The sequence below is a fragment of the Leptotrichia trevisanii DSM 22070 genome, from assembly GCF_000482505.1.
Classification (GTDB): Bacteria; Fusobacteriota; Fusobacteriia; order Fusobacteriales; family Leptotrichiaceae; genus Leptotrichia; species Leptotrichia trevisanii.
Genome location: NZ_AXVL01000010.1, coordinates 40,174 through 57,570 on the forward strand (window position 1 = coordinate 40,174; position 17,397 = coordinate 57,570).

The following is a 17,397-nucleotide window of genomic DNA, read 5'->3' on the forward strand; positions in this document are numbered from 1 at the left end:
TAAGTTTCTTTTTTATTTTTTTGAAGCAAAGAAAAAAAATAATAAATTTAAATATATTTGTATAAATAATTTCAGAGTGGTCATAGCCACTCTGTTTTCCTTGAAAAAAATTTTTTAAAATATACAAAAACAAAAATCACAAAAAATCTTTAAATTTTATAGCCTAATTCTATTACCATATTCTTATCTTTTTCTATTGTTGTTCCTGTAGTTGTTAAAAAATTTCCTGTAAGTGCAGAATTGATTCCACATTTTAAACCATCTTTTACATAATTTCCTAATTTAATTCTTCCTCCAGCATATCTTAAATGAATTTTGGGCATAATAAAACGGTAAATAGATATAGTCTTTAAAATTTCTAATGGCTCTACTGCTTTATTATTCTCAAATGGAGTTCCAGGAATTGGAGTTAAAATATTTATCGGAACAGAATTGACTTTCAATTCTTTCAAATCAAATGCCATATCAATCCTATCTTCAATAGTTTCCCCTAAACCAAATATTCCTCCACTACAAACATTTAACCCAATTGCTTTTGCATTTTTTATAGTATTAACTCTATCATCATAAGTGTGAGATGTACAGACATTAGGATAAAATCTTCTCGATGTTTCTAGATTGTGATGATACGTCGAAATACCTGCATTAGCCAATTTTTGTAATGCTTCTTTTGTACAGATACCGTGAGAAGCACAAAGGCTTAATTTATCAGTATGTTTTCGTAAAAATTCATAAATTTCAACTAATTTATCCAATTCTTTCTCATTTCCATTAAATCCTCTACCGCTTGTTACAAGTGAAAATCTATGAGCACCTTCATTTTCATTTCTTTTAGCTTCACAAAGTGCTATTTCCTTTGAAATAAGTCCATAGACGTCTACTGCTGTTTTAAAATGAACTGACTGTGCACAGTATTTGCAGTTTTCGGAGCACTTTCCAGATTTTGCATTAATAATGGTGCATAAATCAAAATTTTTTCCACAGAATGTTTCTCTAATTTGATTTGCTGCTTCAAAAAGTATGTTTAAAGTTTCCATATCATTGTTAGGAATTTGTGATAAAGAAATTGCCTCTTTACGAGTTATCTCGTATTTTTCATTTATAATTTTATTTTTTAAATTTGATATAAATTTAACTAGGTCAATTTGATTATTATTATTTTTTGACATTTCTTTTTTTCCTTTCTTTGTATTCAAAAAATTGTATTAATCGAAGATACAATAATATAAATAAAAAATCTCCTAAAATTTTTATAAAGGAGATTTTTCGTTCAACAAATAAAATAACTTAATTTTTATTTTTTTTTATAAATTTCCATAATCTTGGAAATAAAAGAGTTGCAGCAACTGCTTTTAGCATATCTCCAGGAATAAAAGGAAGTACACCGGCCATAAATACATTTTTAATAGGCACAAATAACATCAATACTAATGCACCTAATATCAAAATAATGACACTTACAAGTAATAGTGAAAGAAATGTCTTCACATAAGATTTTGCAATACCTTTATCAGATAAAAATCCTAAAATTACTGTAGCTGCAATATATCCTAAAATATATCCTCCTGTTGGTGAAAACAACGAACCTGCTTTAAATCCAGCAAAAATTGGAGCTCCTAAACTACCTGCTGCAACATAGGAAAGCACAGTTGCTGTTCCCAATTTTCTACCATATAATAACGCTATTAATATTATTCCAAGCGATCCTAGTGAAATAGGTACAGGAGTAAAATAAAGCGGTATTATAAGTTGCGACATTATTGATAAAAATATAACTCCGCTCAATACCAAAAAGATACTTTTTAAAAATTCTTTTTCTTTTGTTTTAATTTTTATGCTGTTACTTAAAATATTTTGTTTCATAAAAATACCTCCATTATTTTAATTTTATAATATTATAGCACATGTTATTTATATAATTATAACACCTGTTATATAAAAAGTCAACAAATTTTTTTAACGAACACTTTAATATTACTAAATAATATATTAATAACCCAAGTGCAACAAAAATCAAGAATTTTTTATTCAGTTTAAATTCATTTAAATGTTAATGTTACTTATCTTAAAAATATTATATCAAAAATGTTTAAAAATAAAGGAGAAATTGTAAAAACAAGTTTTGTTCCATTTTATAGAAAATTTAATATTGGAATTTTTAAAAGAAAAGTTGCCTAATTAAAATACATTTTACTAACTTTCTCAAATTATAAAGAACTGTTAAGAAAATAAATTTTTCAAACGGTTCTTTTTTTCTTAAAATTTTATTAAATAATATTTTTTAAATCAATTTATTTGGCATTCAAACGAAAAAAATTTAGATTAAAAATATGATTTTAAATGTATAATAAAGGTGTATTTATTAAATTACTTAGAATTATTTATAATATATATGTAATTATATAAAAAATATATATTATATATCGTTGACACAATTAACGATTAGTAATATAATTGAAGTATGATTGAAAAGTTATGTTAGGAGGACAACAATATGTCTATGAGTAAAAATTTGAACTCTAATAATATGAGTTTAACGTATAAGATTTTGGCTAAAAATCTTTTGAAGGGTGAATTAAAGGCGGGGAATGAAATTGCGGTTAGAGTTCATCAGACACTTACACAGGATTCCACGGGAACGATGGCTTATTTACAGTTAAATGCGATGAATGTTGATAAAGTTGCAACTGAGATTTCTGTGGCTTATGTTGATCACAATATGTTGCAGTCAAGTTTTGAGAATGCAGATGATCATGAATTTATTAAAACGTCGGCTGAAAAGCATAACATTGTTTTTTCAAAACCAGGAAATGGGATTTGTCACAGATTGCATCTGGAGAGATTTGGAAAGCCAGGGAAAATATTAATTGGTTCAGATAGTCATACTCCCACTGGGGGAGGACTTGGAATGCTTGCGATTGGAGCAGGAGGGCTTGATGTTGCGATTGGAATGGCACGGGGACTTTATTATTTGAAAGTGCCGAAAGTTTATAATATCGAGCTGAAAGGGAAATTGCAGCCCTGGGTGTCGGCAAAAGATGTTATTTTATACGTCTTGAAACAGCTTACAGTAAAAGGTGGAGTAGGATATGTAATGGAATATACTGGTGATGGGATTAAATCTTTATCAGTTGAGGACAGGGCGACAATTACCAATATGGGAGCTGAATTAGGAGCGACAACATCAATTTTTCCAAGTGATGAATATACAAGGACTTTTTTGGAAAAACAGTCACGTGGAGAAGATTTTACAGAATTACTGCCTGATGAGAATGCGTTTTATGATGATAAGCTAGTTGTCAATTTGGATGAATTGGTGCCACTTGCGGCTTTTCCTCATAGTCCTGACAATGTGCATGAAATTTCAAAGTATAAGAAACTAAAAGTCGATCAGATTGCAATTGGTTCATGTACAAATTCGTCTTATTCTGATTTTATGAAACTTGCGGCAATTTTAGACGGGAAAAAAGTTCATCCGGATGTGAGCCTTGTATTATCACCTGGTTCAAGCAATATTATGAAAATGATTTCTGAAAATAATGCGTTGGCAAAATTTATTGCAGCTGGGGCAAGATTACTGGAAGCTGCGTGCGGGCCTTGTATTGGAATGGGGCAGGCACCAAAGACGGATGGAATTTCGCTTAGAACGTTTAACAGAAATTTTAAGGGAAGATGTGGAACAATGAGTGCAGGAGTTTATTTAGTGAGTACAGAAACAGCGGCTGCGTCAGCAATTACAGGATATTTGACAGATCCTAGGGAATTGGGGGCAGAAATCATTGTAGAAGAGCCTGAAAAATTTGAAATATCAGATAACTATTTTATTTTCCCAAATCCAAATGAAGAGGAAGCAAAAAGAGAAAGGGAAGCAGTGAAAATTGTAATGGGGCCTAACATTAAGCCGTTTCCGATTGGGGAAGCATTACAGGACAGTATCACACGAAAAGTTATCTTAAAGACAGGAGATAACATCACGACAGATGATATTTGTCCATCAAATGCCGCATTATTACCATTCCGTTCAAATATTCCAAAATTATCTGAACATTGCTTTGAAACAATAATTCCTGATTTTAAGGAAAGAGCTGAAAAAAATAATGGTGGAATAGTTGTGGGTGGAGAAAATTATGGGCAAGGTTCAAGTAGAGAGCACGCCGCATTGTTACCGCTTTATCTTGGTATAAAGGCAGTTATCGCAAAATCATTCGCAAGAATCCACAAGGCAAACTTAATAAACAGTGGAATTATACCGCTAGAATTTGAAAATGCGGAAGATTACGACAAAATTGACGAATACGACGAATTACAGTTGTCAGATATTCCAAATTCATTAATAAATGGAAGATTTATTGTAAAAAATATTACTAAAAATGTTGAATTTCCTGCAAAATTTAATGGTTCAGAAAGAGAGCTTAAAATATTAAAATTTGGTGGATATTTGAAATTTGCGACAAGTGACGAGTTTTTGAGTTAGTATTTCAAAATAATTAAAATATAATTTTTTTAAAATAAACAAAAAATATTATTAAACAAAATAATTTAACACTAAATCCTATTGGAAAATGGAACATTCACTGTTTAAATGGGATTTAGTTTGTATAAAATTTGAAAAAAGAAAGAGTGGTTTATTATGAAGAAAGTGACATTAATACCAGGGGATGGGATTGGATATGAAATATCTGAAAGTTTAGTGGAAATTTTTAAGGCTGCGAAAGTTCCTGTGGAATTTGAAACTGAAAATGCGGGGACAGATATTTATGAAAAAACTGGAGAATTGATTCCTGATAGCCTTTATGAAAGTGTTGAAAGAAATAAAATCGCTATAAAGGGGCCGATTACTACGCCAATTGGGAAAGGATTTAGAAGTATAAATGTGTATCTTAGAAAAAAATACGATTTATATACAAATTTTAGGCCATCAAGAAATTTGCCAGGAATTAAGACTCGGTATGAAAATATTGATTTGGCAATTTTTAGGGAAAATACGGAAGGGATTTATATTGGTGAGGAAAAGTATGAAAATGACGAAAAGACAAGTGCGATTGCTATAAAAAGAATTACGAAGAAAGGTAGTGAACGTATTGTCAGAAGTGCATTTGAATATGCAAAAAATAACGGGATTTCCAAAGTTACAGCTGTGCATAAGGCAAATATACTGAAATTTACTGATGGAATGTTTTTGGAAATTGCAAGGGAAGTTGCAAAAAACTATGAAGGAATTGAGCTGGAAGAGCTTATTGTTGACAATATGTGTATGCAGCTTGTTACAAATCCAGAAAGATTTAAAGTAATTGTTACGATGAATTTATACGGAGATATTTTATCGGACTTAGTGGCTGGGCTTGTGGGAGGACTTGGAGTTGCTCCTGGAGCAAATATTGGAGATGATATTGCCATTTTTGAAGCGGTACACGGCTCTGCACCTGATATTGCAGGACAAAATAAGGCAAACCCGCTTGCACTATTGCTTTCGTCACTAGAAATGCTAAAATATTTAAAGCTGAATGACTTTGCAAAAAATATAGAAAATGCTATTTTAAAGACACTGGAAGAAGGATGTAAAACAAAAGATTTAGGTGGAAATGCTACAACGACTGAATTTACAAAAAAAATTATTGAAAATTTAGGATAGGAGGGCATTATGAAAAGTGATTTTATAAATGAACTCGGTGTTTTATTTAATCAGAATAATTCAATTTCAGATGATATTTACAATAGACTGGACGTAAAAAGAGGGCTTAGGAATAAAAATGGAACGGGAGTTTTAGTCGGGCTGACAAAAATTGGTTCAGTTCTGGGATATTCAGTGAATGAGGAAGGAAAAAAAATTCCAGCGGAAGGTAAACTTTATTATCGGGGAATTTCAATTGATGAACTTGTTGAGCAATTTGAGGAGGAGAGGACATTTTGCTTTGAAAAAACGATGTTTTTGCTGCTTTTTGGAAAAGTTCCGTCTAACTTTGAATTAAAGATGTTTTTAAGTACATTGAAGGAATATAGGCACTTGCCTGATGAATTTATAGAGGATTTTATCTTGCGAAAACCGAGTGCAGATATAATGAATCAGCTACAAAGAGCGGTTTTATGCCTTTATACATTGGACGAGAATCCAGATGATGTGAGTCTGTCAAATTTGATTGATCAGTCCTTGAATTTAATTGCAAAATTTCCGAGTTTGCTGGTTTACTGTTATCAGGCCTGTAATTATAAACATTTTAACAAGAGTTTGATAATTCATAATCCAGTCGAGGAATACAGCATTGCTGAAAATATTCTACATATGCTTAGAAATGACAGCCAATTCACAAAACTGGAATCTGAAATATTGGATTTAATTTTAGTTATACACGCAGAACATGGTGGAGGAAACAATTCAACATTCACTTCGCACGTAATTTCTTCCACAAGGACAGACACATATTCTTCAATTTCCGCTTCAATTGGTTCATTGAAAGGGCCTATGCACGGTGGAGCAAATTCAATGGTTACTAAAATGATAGAAAACATAAAAAAAAATACAAATCCTTATGACGAGATAAAACTTAAAGAATATTTAAGACAGATATTTGAAGGAAAAGTATTTGACAAAACAGGGCGAATTTATGGTATGGGGCACGCAGTTTATACAATTTCGGATCCACGTGCCGAGATTTTGAAAAAAAAGGCTTACGAACTGGCAAAAGAAAAAAATGCATTTGAAGAATTTGAGCTTTTTTCAAATGTTGAAAAATTTGCTAAGGAAATTGGGAAAGAGATAAAAGGTGGAGATTTTGAAATTTGTGCAAATGTTGACTTGTATTCGGGGTTTGTATATAAACTTCTGAATATTCCACAAAATATATTTACACCATTATTTGCATTGTCGAGAATAGCAAGCTGGAATGCACACAGGATGGAGCAGATTCTTGTTGATAAGAAATTAATCCGTCCAGCATACAAGGCAATTGATGAAGATGGAAATATATTTTTATAATTTTTTTAGGACAGGGAGAAAATTTTATTCTCCTTGTTTTTTATATACTTTCGCCATTGTCATTTTGGAATTTTTGGGATATAATAAATTGATGTTTCTTGAAAGGAGATATGTCGTGAGCAAATATAAAGAAGTTTATAATGATATAAAGGAAAAAATAACAAATGGGACATTTAAGGCCAGGGAATTTTTGAAAAGTGAATCGGAACTGGCACGTAAGTATGCGTATTCTAAAGACACTATAAGAAAAGCACTTTCTATGCTTGAACTGGATGGATATATTCAAAAGATAAAAGGTAAAAATTCAATGGTTCTTGAAAATGGGCGGTTTAAAAACAGCTTATCAAACTTAAGAACTTCAAAGGAGCTTAATAAAATTGAAAATATTGATATTAATACTAATCTGGTTGAATTGAATATTGTTAATGGAATTAGCGAGATTATGGATATTTTTGAAGTGTCTGAGGATGTTTCATTTTATAGGGTTTCACGTACACGTGTGCTGGATGGGGAGGCTCTTGAATATGAAATTACCTATTTTGACAAAAGAGTTGTACCATTTTTGGACAAAAATATTGTCGAAAGCTCAATTTATGATTATCTGGAAAAAAAACTACATTTAAAAATATCACATTCACGACGGGAAATAAAATTTAGATATGCCACTGAAAATGAAAAAAAATATATGGATTTAAAAAATTTTGATTCTGTTGTTGTAATAGAAAGTCATACATACTTATCCAATGGGACACTATTTCAATATGGCGTAAATTCATACAGGCCTGACAAATTTGCATTTTCAACAGTAGCAAAAAGATAAGACTAGGACTGTTAGAAAAACTTGTAAGGAGGTTCTTTTGAAAAATGAGAATTTTAGTAATTGAAGATGAAAAAAATTTAAACGATATAATTACAAAAAAATTAAAGATGGAAAAATATGGGGTTGATAGCTGTTTTGATGGGACAGATGCCCTTGATTATATTTTTTCGGCTGAATATGATGTTATTGTTTCTGATATTATGCTGCCAGGAATAGACGGATTTGAGATTTTGAGAACAATACGTGAAAGAGGGATAAAAACACCTGTTTTACTGCTTACTGCGAGAGATGGGATAGAAGACAGGGTAAAAGGGCTTGATTATGGAGCGGATGACTATCTTGTAAAACCATTTGCCTTTGACGAGCTTATGGCAAGAATAAGGGTGCTTTTACGTAGAAATCCAGCAACTAGCAATTCAAATGCAAGCAATGTCTTTACAATCGCAAATTTAACTGTTAATTGTAATTCACACGATGTTTTCCGTGATAAGATTCCGATAAAACTGTCAACAAGGGAATTTACAATTTTGGAATATATGATTAGAAATAAGGAACGGGTATTATCAAGAGAACAAATTGAACAGCATATCTGGAATTACGATTATGAGGGAGGAACAAATGTGATTGATGTTTATATTCGGTATTTACGGCGAAAAATTGATAAAGATTTTGAACCAAAGCTGATTCATACAATTCGTGGGGTTGGATATGTGTTAAAAGCTGAATAGGCTTTGAATTTAAATAAAATAAGGAATAAAAAATAATGAAAAGATTTTTTAATAACAGTTCGATAAAGCTGAAAATTGGTTTATGGTATATGGGAATAATGATACTGCTTGTATTTTCATCACTGGCTATAGTTTTTTATATAAGTGAAAACATTATCCATTCAAGTGTTCGTACTTACTTAAAAGATGTTGTCAATCATAGACTTGATTATTTAACGATAAAAAATGGGGAAATTATTATTGACAGCAATTTTGATACAATGATTCAGAATGTGGAAATTGCCATTTATGACAAGGATTTTAAGTTTCTTTATGGAAATTCGCCAAATGGCTTTGAGATGGATAATAGTAAATCTAAAGACGATAAAATTATGATAATTAGAAGCAGTAATCAGAAATGGTATGTCTATAACAAAACGATTAAACTGGATAATTATGGAAAAGTATGGATTAGAGGGGTAATGCCTAATATTGGACAGTCAAGTGCGATTGAGACAGTCATTCAGATTTCTATTATAATTTTACCATTTTTCCTTATACTTTCAGCAATTGGTGGTTATGTCATTACAAGAAATGCCTTTAGGCCAATTGAACAAATTAGAAGAATAGCGGAAAAAATTAACGAAGGAAATGACTTATCACAACGGATTAATTTAAAAAAAGGTGATGATGAGCTTCATACACTTGCAAACACCTTTGATGTAATGTTTGACAGGCTTCAGACGTCCTTTGAAAATGAAGTACAGTTTACTTCTGATGTTTCGCATGAGCTTAGAACTCCAATTACAGTTATCCTAACACAGGCAGAATATGGAAAAGGCTATATAAATTCAGTTGAAGAAGCCAAGAAGTCCTTTGGAATTATAGAAAAGGAAGGGCAGAAAATGTCAAAACTGGTGTCGCAGCTATTAACTTTGGCAAGGATGGAACGTGGAAAGCAGAAGTTAAATTTGGAACATATTGATTTAAGTGAATTGATTGAAATGACGGTAGAAACACAAATTTCAAGTGCAAAAGCGAAAAATATAAAATTTATTACAAAAATCGCTCCTGCAATTTATGCAAATATTGACGAAATGATGATGATGCGTGTCTTTACAAATTTAATTTCAAATGCAATCTGCTATGGAAAGCAGAACGGGACAGTAACGATAGAACTGTTTTCTGAAAATGATAAAATTATCAGCAAAATTTCTGATGATGGAATAGGAATTGAAAAAGATAAGCTGGATAAAATCTGGTTACGGTTTTACCAGGTGGATTCTTCCAAAAGCGGTGATAATTCCGGACTTGGACTTTCGATGGTGAAAAAAATTATAGAGTTACATAATGGAGAAATTTTTGTAGAAAGTGAATTTGGAAAAGGTACAACTTTTACAATAATTTTAGAAAAAATTTTATAAAAGTAACTGAATAAAAACAACACTATAATTAATTACTTAAATTTACTGGAAAATTATACTATAACTAGACTTTTAATATAAAATAATATACAAAAACTCAAAAATTTTCAAAAAATGAAAAAAATTTAGAAGTTCTCATTTTTCTTTAATGTTTATATGGTATTATAAATTTGTCAGAAAGAGTGGTACATTAGCTCAATATTAGTACCAAATTATTACTCGAGTAAAAATGGGCATTTTATAAAAATTGCTTATGTGAAAAATGAAAAAATTAGATTTAGAGGAAAGGAGAAAATTTATTAAGTAATTGTATATTTTGAAGAAAAAAGTCAAATTATAGATAATAATAGACATAATTACAAGGAAAGGGATGATAAGCTATGAAGAGGAAATTTCTTAAGATGACATTATTCGGAATGTTAATCATCAGTTCATTAATTTTTTCAGGTAATAAGGAAAGAAAAAAAATAACTTCAATTAAAGCAAAGCAAATAGCCTTAGCTAAAGTCCCTGGAGCAACATTTGCAAATGTTCTGGAGTTTGATTCAGAAAATACTAATCTTTATAAAGGACAAATTAGTTATAGAGGTGTTGCTTATAACTTTGAAATTGATGTTTATACTGGGAAAATAATTAATTGGAGTGAAGAAAATAAATAAAAATTAAAAAATGAGTTATGGAGAAAAATTATGATAAATAAAATTAAAAAAAGAGGATTTAATAATACAATTACTTTAATAATATTTCTTCTTTCCATCAATTTGATGGCAAAAGAAATTAGTGGAACTGCTAGAGATACAAGGTTAGCACCAATGGTAAGCATAAAAACTTCTGACGCACAAATAACACCAAATAAAGCAAAGGAAATTGCACTGTCACACGCTGGTGTCGCAGAATCGACTGCCAATTTTAAACAGATAAAGCTGGATAATAAAAATGGGAAAGCTGTTTATGTGATAGAATTTATTGCAAATAAACTTAGATATGAATTTGATATTGACGCAAGTAGCGGTTCAATCATAAAATTTGAAAAAAGATAAAAATGAAAAATAAAGACTATATAAGAAACTGATAATTTATATAGTCTTTTTTTGTAAATTCCATTTGATTAAAAATTACATCATTCCAAGATAAGCGGCACCTAAAATTCCTGCGTCATTTCCAAGAGTTGCTGTAACAATTTTTAGATTTTCCAAAGTAGATGGGAATGCTACGTCTTTTAATTTTTCTTTTACACGATCGAATAGAATATCCCCGGCAAGAGCAACTCCACCACCAACTACAACGATTTCAGGATCCAATATGCTAAGCAAGTTTCCAATCCCGAATGCTAATTTTTCTGCTTCATAATCTACAATATCAAGCGAAAATTCATCACCTTTTTTAGCGGCATCAAACACATCCTTTGCTTCTAAATCTCTACCTTTTGTCATTTCATAAAGTAAATTTTGCTTATTTACTGCAAGACGGCTGTTTGCTTCACGGATTATCCCTGTAGCAGAGGCATAGGCTTCCCAGCATCCTTTTTGCCCGCATCCACATAATTTACCATTTGGTTCAATTTTAATGTGTCCAACTTCTCCGCCTGCACCATGTTCTCCACTGACAAGTTTTCCATCAACGATGATTCCTCCACCGATTCCAGTTCCAACAGCAAGTCCTAGCACATTTTTATATCCCTGTGCAGCACCTTTCCACATTTCTCCAAGTGTAATTACATTTACATCATTGTCAACCTTTACTGGTTTTCCTAAATTTTTCTCAAATTCCAATGCCAAATCCACTCCATTTTTCCAGGGAAAATTCGCCCAGAACTTAACAACTCTGGAATTTAACACAGGCCCTGGTACTCCAACACCGACTGATACAACATTATCAAAATTAACATTACTTCCTTCAATTTGAGTAATTAAAATTTTTGATAATCTTTGGATTGTTTCAGAAAAACCTTCCATTGAATCAGTTTTCACAATAGTTGTAAAAATAATATTCCCTTTTTCATCCACAAGTCCAATCTTTGTATTAGTTCCTCCCAAGTCAATTCCTACATAATATTTCATATTTCCTCCTAATTATAATTTTTATTTTATTTTCATAACACATAGTAAAACATCTTTAAAATTAATTTTTATATCAATATTAGTTTACCTTATTTCTTGTATTTTTTCAATATTTTACAAAATTTTTTTTTAATGATATAATGTAAATATGTTTTTTAAAGAGAAAATCTAATTTTTAAATTGAATACTTGTGAATAGGTAGTGGTATTTTAAAAAATTATAGAATAAAAATTAAGTTATTAGACAAATTTAATAAGAAAATTATGGAGGTTTTTATGAGAAGTTTATCGGGAATACAGCCCAGCGGAATTTTACATATTGGAAATTATTTTGGGGCTATTAAGCAGTTTGTGGAATTGCAGGATGAATATGAAGGTTTTTATTTTTTAGCAAATTATCATGCTTTGACGTCTTCACCGAAAGGGGAGGATTTGAAGGCTAATACGATTAATGTGATTTTGGATTATTTAGCTTTGGGATTGGATCCTGAGAAGTCAACGTTGTTTTTGCAGTCGGATGTACCTGAACATGCCGAATTATCTTGGATTTTATCAAATATTTCCCCAATGGGGCTACTGGAAAGGGCTCATTCATACAAGGACAAAGTTGCGAAGGGAATTAAGCCAAATGTGGGGTTGTTCACTTATCCAATACTTATGGCGGCTGATATTTTGATGTACTCGCCAGATATTGTGCCTGTTGGGAAGGATCAGAAGCAACATGTGGAAATGACTCGTGATATTGCAACTAAATTTAATGAAACTTACGGCAAGGAAGTGTTTAAATTACCAAAAGAAAAAATTGTTGAAAATGTAGCAACTGTGCCGGGAACAGATGGAGATAAAATGAGCAAATCTTACGGAAATGTAATAAATATGTTTGGCTCAAAGAAAGCATTGAAAAAACAGATAATGAGCATTGTAACAGATTCAACACCTTTAGAGGAGCCAAAAAATCCTGACAACAACATCACAAAATTATATGCTCTTTTTGCAACAGAAGCAGAAGTAGAAGCATTGAAGAAAAAATTTAGAGCTGGAAACTTTGGTTATGGACATGCCAAAAATGAATTGTTTGACAAATTCATGGATTATTTTTCTCCATTCCAGAAAAAACGTGAAGAATTGGAAAACAATATGGATTATGTATATGGAATTTTGCGTAAAGGTGCAAATAAAGCTAGAAGCATTGCAACTGAGAAGATGGATGAAGTTAGGGATGTAGTGGGGCTTTTGAAGAAAAATTATTAAAAGATTAGTGATTTTATTTGAATAATTTTATTTTAATTGTAAAGAAAAGGCACATTTAAGTGTCTTTTTTGGCTTTAAAAATTTTACTATGATATTTATAAAAATAAGAGGTAGGATCAAATGAAGAGAATAACAAATTTAGAGGATAAAACAAAAAAAGATATTTTTCTAATTTTATTTATAATTTATATATTTCACCTGCTATTTATGATTCCTTTACACAACGATACAGTATTTACCGAGAATAAAATATTTAAATATGTGTATATGTTTAGAATACATAGATGGATACTTAGTTTTCCAATAATTTATTATTTTGTAAAAACTTATAAAAAATATGAATATTTTAAAACGAATGAAAAATTAAAGGCGAAAGACTTTAGTATTTATTTTGCATTAGCCTTTTGGGTAGGTAATTTTTTTAGTTTTTTAATTGTATTAATGAGCAGTCATAAGGGACGAACACCTGTGGTAGCGATATACGAACCTTTGTATATAGATATGATAATGACAGTTTGTGTGGCACCAATATTAGAAGAAATAGTATTTCGGGGAGTTATAATGAATAATTTAAAAAAATATGGAATAAAAACAGCAATAGTTATTAATTCAGTCTTTTTTGCATTATCTCATTATAATATAGATATGATTATCCCGGCATTCTTTACAGGAATTATTTTTTCCTATGTTGCATATAAGTATTCAATAAAATATTCTATTTTAATACATTTTTTTATAAATGCAATAACGAAAACATCTCAGGTTTTAATTCTTTTAAGAATTGAGATACTTCTAATTCTAGTTGGTTTGTTTTCTGCCTTTTTGATTATCTTTTTATTAGTATTTGTTATAATTGGATTGTTGGAAGGGAAGTACAAAGAGGTACTTTCGATTTTTGAATTAAATGTTGAAGATAGGGAAAATGTGATTGTGTTTTTAAAAAATAATGTTTTATATTTGCTGGTAATATTTGCAATCGTAGTTTCTAATTTAGTGTTTAATTATAGGATAGTTTGACGAAATGGGGAGTTTCTTTTCAGGGAAACTCCTTTTAAATTCAAATTATATTTTATTTATAAAGTTTTTATTTACTTATTCGATACTTATAAGACTGGTATTTTGGTATATTATTACTGATTCTCTGTGAGAATCTAAAAATCCTAATAATAGTATAACAAAACTATAGACTTTCTTTTTTGTTTTGTTTCTCTTGTCTTTTTCTCCAGTTTCTAATAGCCAATCCCACTATCAGATAAAGAATTGTCGGAATTATACCTACTGAAAGTGAAAAAAGAAACGCCTGATTTTTTTCTACAGACACAATTCCTAAAAGAAGCAACGGATTTATCACTGCATCTTCCATAGTATGCATAATAACTAATGGCCACATAGATTCAGTAACTCTAAAAATTTCTGTATACATCACCGTCCAGCACGTTACTACTATTGTTCCAATAAGGAAAAAAGTCAGTCTTCCAACTGGTAAAGTATTTTGTATTTCACTTTCGGACAAAAATATCATAATATAGGGCAAGTGCCAAATCCACCAGATAAATCCGATAAGTAAGTATAATTTCAAATCGGATAATTTTAATTTTAACAATTGATTTGTAAGATAGCCTCTCCAGACTGACTCTTCAAATATATTTTTTATAAATTGAGTGGCAATTTGTGCAGACAAGATCCCAATATAGGCTGCAATTCCAATATTTACATTGGAAAATTTGACACCTTTCGTTATTAATCCCAGTAGTATAACAATTAAAGTAACAGTAGGATATATCAAAAAACCAATCAAATAAAACTTTTTATTATTTTTAAAGTTAATAGAAACACCCGAATTTTTCCACCCGTCTCCTCCAAAAGTACGAAGAAGAATTGTACAAATTAATGGAGATACTAACCAGATAAGCATTCCAAAGGGTTCTTCTCCTGCCATTGTTCCAACATTTTCATAATGAGCTTGACTGAACAACTTATCGACAAGATATCCTATCCAACCACAAGCGGTACTAAAAATCGTAAAAATAATTATGTTTCGTTTAACCCTATTTGTATTATTCATCTTATCTCACCTTTCTTTCTATATTCTTTTCTTCAATTTTTTAAACCATTCCATGTTAAAAGCAGTAATATCAATTCCATAATCTAAAGTAGCCACTGTAAATTTACTGATTTCTTTAATGTTTTCAGATATATCGTTTCCTTTATTTAGATTTTTAATTCTCTCCTGATATTCTGTATCTATAAGTAAATAGTTTTTAAGTGCTGCTCTTTCATCTTCGATATGTATTGATTCCCTTAATTTTTTTAGTGCTGTATATTCCTCCTCTAAAGAATGAATGATTTTATCAATCAGATTTTTCTGTTCATTTTCTGAAACATATCCCATAAAAAGAAGTTTTCCGATATCTAAATTTTTTGTCTTTGAAATATCAATGGGAATTCTTATCCATTCTATCAATGCTTTTTGTCCAATATCAGTTATTGCGTATCTTTTTTTATTTACTCCTTTTTCAACAAGCTCTTCAAAAGTAACCATTTCCGACATAAGCAATTTTTTGAGAGCTGCCTGAATACTGCCGAGACTATCACTACACATAGATTTAAAATTATTTCTGATGACATTTCGAAGTTCATATGCAGTCATTCTGTGTAACATTAAAATTCCTAAAATTATTTTATCCATAACACACCTCCTATTATACCTTATAGTAACATACCTTTTAGGTATTGTAAAGAGTTTATTTTGAAATTTTTAGCATTTCATTTTTTCCATTTTTGTCATTTCAGCTTCATTGTTGTCAAGGTACAAAGTCATTTTCCCAAATTTATTGCTCCTAAGAGAATATAAAAACGTCAATGATAAAATAAAAAAAGACAGCCTTTAGACTGTCCTTATACAAACTACAATTTATATATCTTTCATTTTCAAGTATTTCTTATAAACTTTCTTAAATTCCAAATCTTCATCAATATTTTCTAACTTTTTTTCAAACAAATCCATTCTATTCTTCATAGTTTTCTCAATTGAGTGAAACTGCCTATATTCATCAATTTTAGCGTGATTGCCACTTCGTAATACTTCTGGAACAGTATAGCCATCAATTTCTACAGGTCTTGTATATTGGGGAAATCCAAGAAGTCCGTTGTAAAATGAGTCTGTTTCAAAAGATTCTTTTTTTATTACACCTTCCTTTATACGAATTACAGAGTCCATAATTACAAGGGAAGGCAAGTCGCCACTGCTTAGGACATAATCTCCAATGGAAATTTCTTCATCTACAAATTTATCAATTACCCTTTGATCTAGCCCTTCGTAACGTCCTGAAAATTGTAAAATTCGTAGTTTTCGTAAAAGAAGTTCCAGTAGGCTTCTGGCTTTAAAACCATTCCAGCACCGCCTCCAAAAGGGATGTCGTCCATCTGGCTGTGCTTATTTCTGGCGTAATCCCTTATGTTTACGATGTTAAAGTCGATAATATCCTTGTCGCTTGCTACTTAATTATAAGTTGTTTTAGGGTAAATAGGGAGTTTTTAGGAACTCTTTATTTTTTTTTTAGGAAAGTGAATTTATTTTTAAATTTTGAAAAAGAAAAATTTATTAAAGATGCGATATTAAAGAAATTTTAAACAAGAAATTAAACTTTTTTTGATTTTTGATTATAATTTTAAACTATTTAAAAATTAAATAAAAATTAACTTGACAAAATATGGGGGGGGGGGTATAATACACACATTAATAATTAAAAAAAATTATTAAAATTAAAAAATTTAGAGGTGATAAAAATGAAAATTGTAGAACTAAATGAAATGGAACTAATGACAATCGATGGCGGAAGCATTAGAGACAGAAGCAGATCACATGGACACGGAGGTAATTCAAAAAGTAACCGTAGTAATAGTAGAGGAAGTAGTCGTAGTGGGGGGCATAGAAGAGACTGTAGTTGGAGCAACAGAGACTTCAGTAGAGAAGTAGTTAAAGGTGGTGTTACTGGAGCTGTTGGAGGAGCTATTGGAGGCTCTTTTGCAGGAGGAGTAGGTGCTGGACCTGGAGCTGCTGCAGGAGGATTAGGTGGAGCAGCAGCGGGAGGAGTAGGATATGCTTTTGATAGAGGAGCTTGCAAATTAGGATGGTAATCAAAATTTTTAAGGAAGTAAAA

General features: G+C 30.6%; 16 protein-coding genes and 1 pseudogene. 11 read left to right on the forward strand and 6 right to left on the reverse strand.

Annotated elements, in window-relative coordinates:
- Nucleotides 1-149: 149 nt before the first annotated feature.
- Both bioB and K324_RS0103175 read right to left on the reverse strand, forming a co-directional pair.
- Entirely contained in the window at nt 150-1,169 is a 1,020-nt protein-coding gene (bioB, locus tag K324_RS0103170; RefSeq protein WP_036095064.1) for a biotin synthase BioB, read from the reverse strand.
- 118 nt (nt 1,170-1,287) lie between these two features.
- Nucleotides 1,288-1,863, reverse strand: coding sequence for a biotin transporter BioY (locus K324_RS0103175; protein WP_026747878.1), 576 nt, complete (start codon nt 1,861-1,863; stop codon nt 1,288-1,290).
- A 631-nt stretch (nt 1,864-2,494) separates the two neighbouring features.
- Between K324_RS0103175 and K324_RS0103180 the strand changes: the two genes are divergently transcribed.
- From K324_RS0103180 to K324_RS0103215, 8 genes are all read left to right on the forward strand, one after another.
- Nucleotides 2,495-4,474, forward strand: coding sequence for an aconitate hydratase (locus tag K324_RS0103180; RefSeq protein WP_211231543.1), 1,980 nt, complete (start codon nt 2,495-2,497; stop codon nt 4,472-4,474).
- A 156-nt stretch (nt 4,475-4,630) separates the two neighbouring features.
- On the forward strand, nt 4,631-5,632 hold the full coding sequence (locus K324_RS0103185) for an isocitrate/isopropylmalate dehydrogenase family protein (protein WP_026747880.1): 1,002 nt from the start codon (nt 4,631-4,633) through the stop codon (nt 5,630-5,632).
- 9 nt (nt 5,633-5,641) lie between these two features.
- The gene (locus K324_RS0103190; RefSeq protein ID WP_026747881.1) at nt 5,642-6,973 is read left to right on the forward strand and encodes a citrate/2-methylcitrate synthase; all 1,332 of its coding nucleotides are present in this window, start codon (nt 5,642-5,644) and stop codon (nt 6,971-6,973) included.
- A 115-nt stretch (nt 6,974-7,088) separates the two neighbouring features.
- Nucleotides 7,089-7,793, forward strand: a complete 705-nt coding sequence (locus K324_RS0103195; RefSeq protein ID WP_026747882.1) for a UTRA domain-containing protein — start codon at nt 7,089-7,091, stop codon at nt 7,791-7,793.
- A 44-nt stretch (nt 7,794-7,837) separates the two neighbouring features.
- The gene (locus tag K324_RS0103200) at nt 7,838-8,521 is read left to right on the forward strand and encodes a response regulator transcription factor (RefSeq protein ID WP_026747883.1); all 684 of its coding nucleotides are present in this window, start codon (nt 7,838-7,840) and stop codon (nt 8,519-8,521) included.
- A 35-nt stretch (nt 8,522-8,556) separates the two neighbouring features.
- The gene (locus K324_RS0103205) at nt 8,557-9,924 is read left to right on the forward strand and encodes a sensor histidine kinase (protein ID WP_026747884.1); all 1,368 of its coding nucleotides are present in this window, start codon (nt 8,557-8,559) and stop codon (nt 9,922-9,924) included.
- Nucleotides 9,925-10,304: 380 nt separating this feature from the next.
- Complete coding sequence (locus tag K324_RS0103210; RefSeq protein ID WP_026747885.1) at nt 10,305-10,583, forward strand: PepSY domain-containing protein; 279 nt, start codon at nt 10,305-10,307, stop codon at nt 10,581-10,583.
- A 30-nt stretch (nt 10,584-10,613) separates the two neighbouring features.
- On the forward strand, nt 10,614-10,964 hold the full coding sequence (locus K324_RS0103215) for a PepSY domain-containing protein (RefSeq protein ID WP_026747886.1): 351 nt from the start codon (nt 10,614-10,616) through the stop codon (nt 10,962-10,964).
- 75 nt (nt 10,965-11,039) lie between these two features.
- On the opposite strand, the gene K324_RS0103220 is transcribed toward K324_RS0103215, so the two are convergent.
- Complete coding sequence (locus K324_RS0103220; RefSeq protein WP_026747887.1) at nt 11,040-11,984, reverse strand: ROK family protein; 945 nt, start codon at nt 11,982-11,984, stop codon at nt 11,040-11,042.
- A gap of 275 nt (nt 11,985-12,259) precedes the next feature.
- Between K324_RS0103220 and trpS the strand changes: the two genes are divergently transcribed.
- Nucleotides 12,260-13,234: a tryptophan--tRNA ligase gene (gene trpS / locus K324_RS0103225; protein ID WP_026747888.1), complete on the forward strand. Its 975-nt coding sequence runs from the start codon at nt 12,260-12,262 to the stop codon at nt 13,232-13,234.
- Nucleotides 13,235-13,354: 120 nt separating this feature from the next.
- Nucleotides 13,355-14,251, forward strand: a complete 897-nt coding sequence (locus K324_RS0103230; RefSeq protein WP_026747889.1) for a CPBP family intramembrane glutamic endopeptidase — start codon at nt 13,355-13,357, stop codon at nt 14,249-14,251.
- Between the two features lie 163 nt (nt 14,252-14,414).
- Here K324_RS0103230 and K324_RS0103235 read toward each other — a convergent pair whose 3' ends face one another.
- The 3 genes and pseudogenes from K324_RS0103235 to trmD form a co-directional block, all read right to left on the reverse strand.
- Nucleotides 14,415-15,299, reverse strand: a complete 885-nt coding sequence (locus tag K324_RS0103235) for a CPBP family glutamic-type intramembrane protease (protein ID WP_026747890.1) — start codon at nt 15,297-15,299, stop codon at nt 14,415-14,417.
- Nucleotides 15,300-15,317: 18 nt separating this feature from the next.
- Nucleotides 15,318-15,923, reverse strand: coding sequence for a PadR family transcriptional regulator (locus K324_RS0103240; RefSeq protein WP_026747891.1), 606 nt, complete (start codon nt 15,921-15,923; stop codon nt 15,318-15,320).
- Nucleotides 15,924-16,148: 225 nt separating this feature from the next.
- Nucleotides 16,149-16,732, reverse strand: a pseudogene (trmD, locus tag K324_RS14205) (tRNA (guanine(37)-N(1))-methyltransferase); the annotation flags it as partial.
- 291 nt (nt 16,733-17,023) lie between these two features.
- On the opposite strand from trmD, the gene K324_RS15125 reads away from it, so the two are divergent.
- A complete protein-coding gene (locus tag K324_RS15125; protein ID WP_026747892.1) occupies nt 17,024-17,374 on the forward strand; it encodes a hypothetical protein in 351 nt (116 codons plus the stop codon).
- The last annotated feature ends 23 nt before the right edge of the window (nt 17,375-17,397 follow it).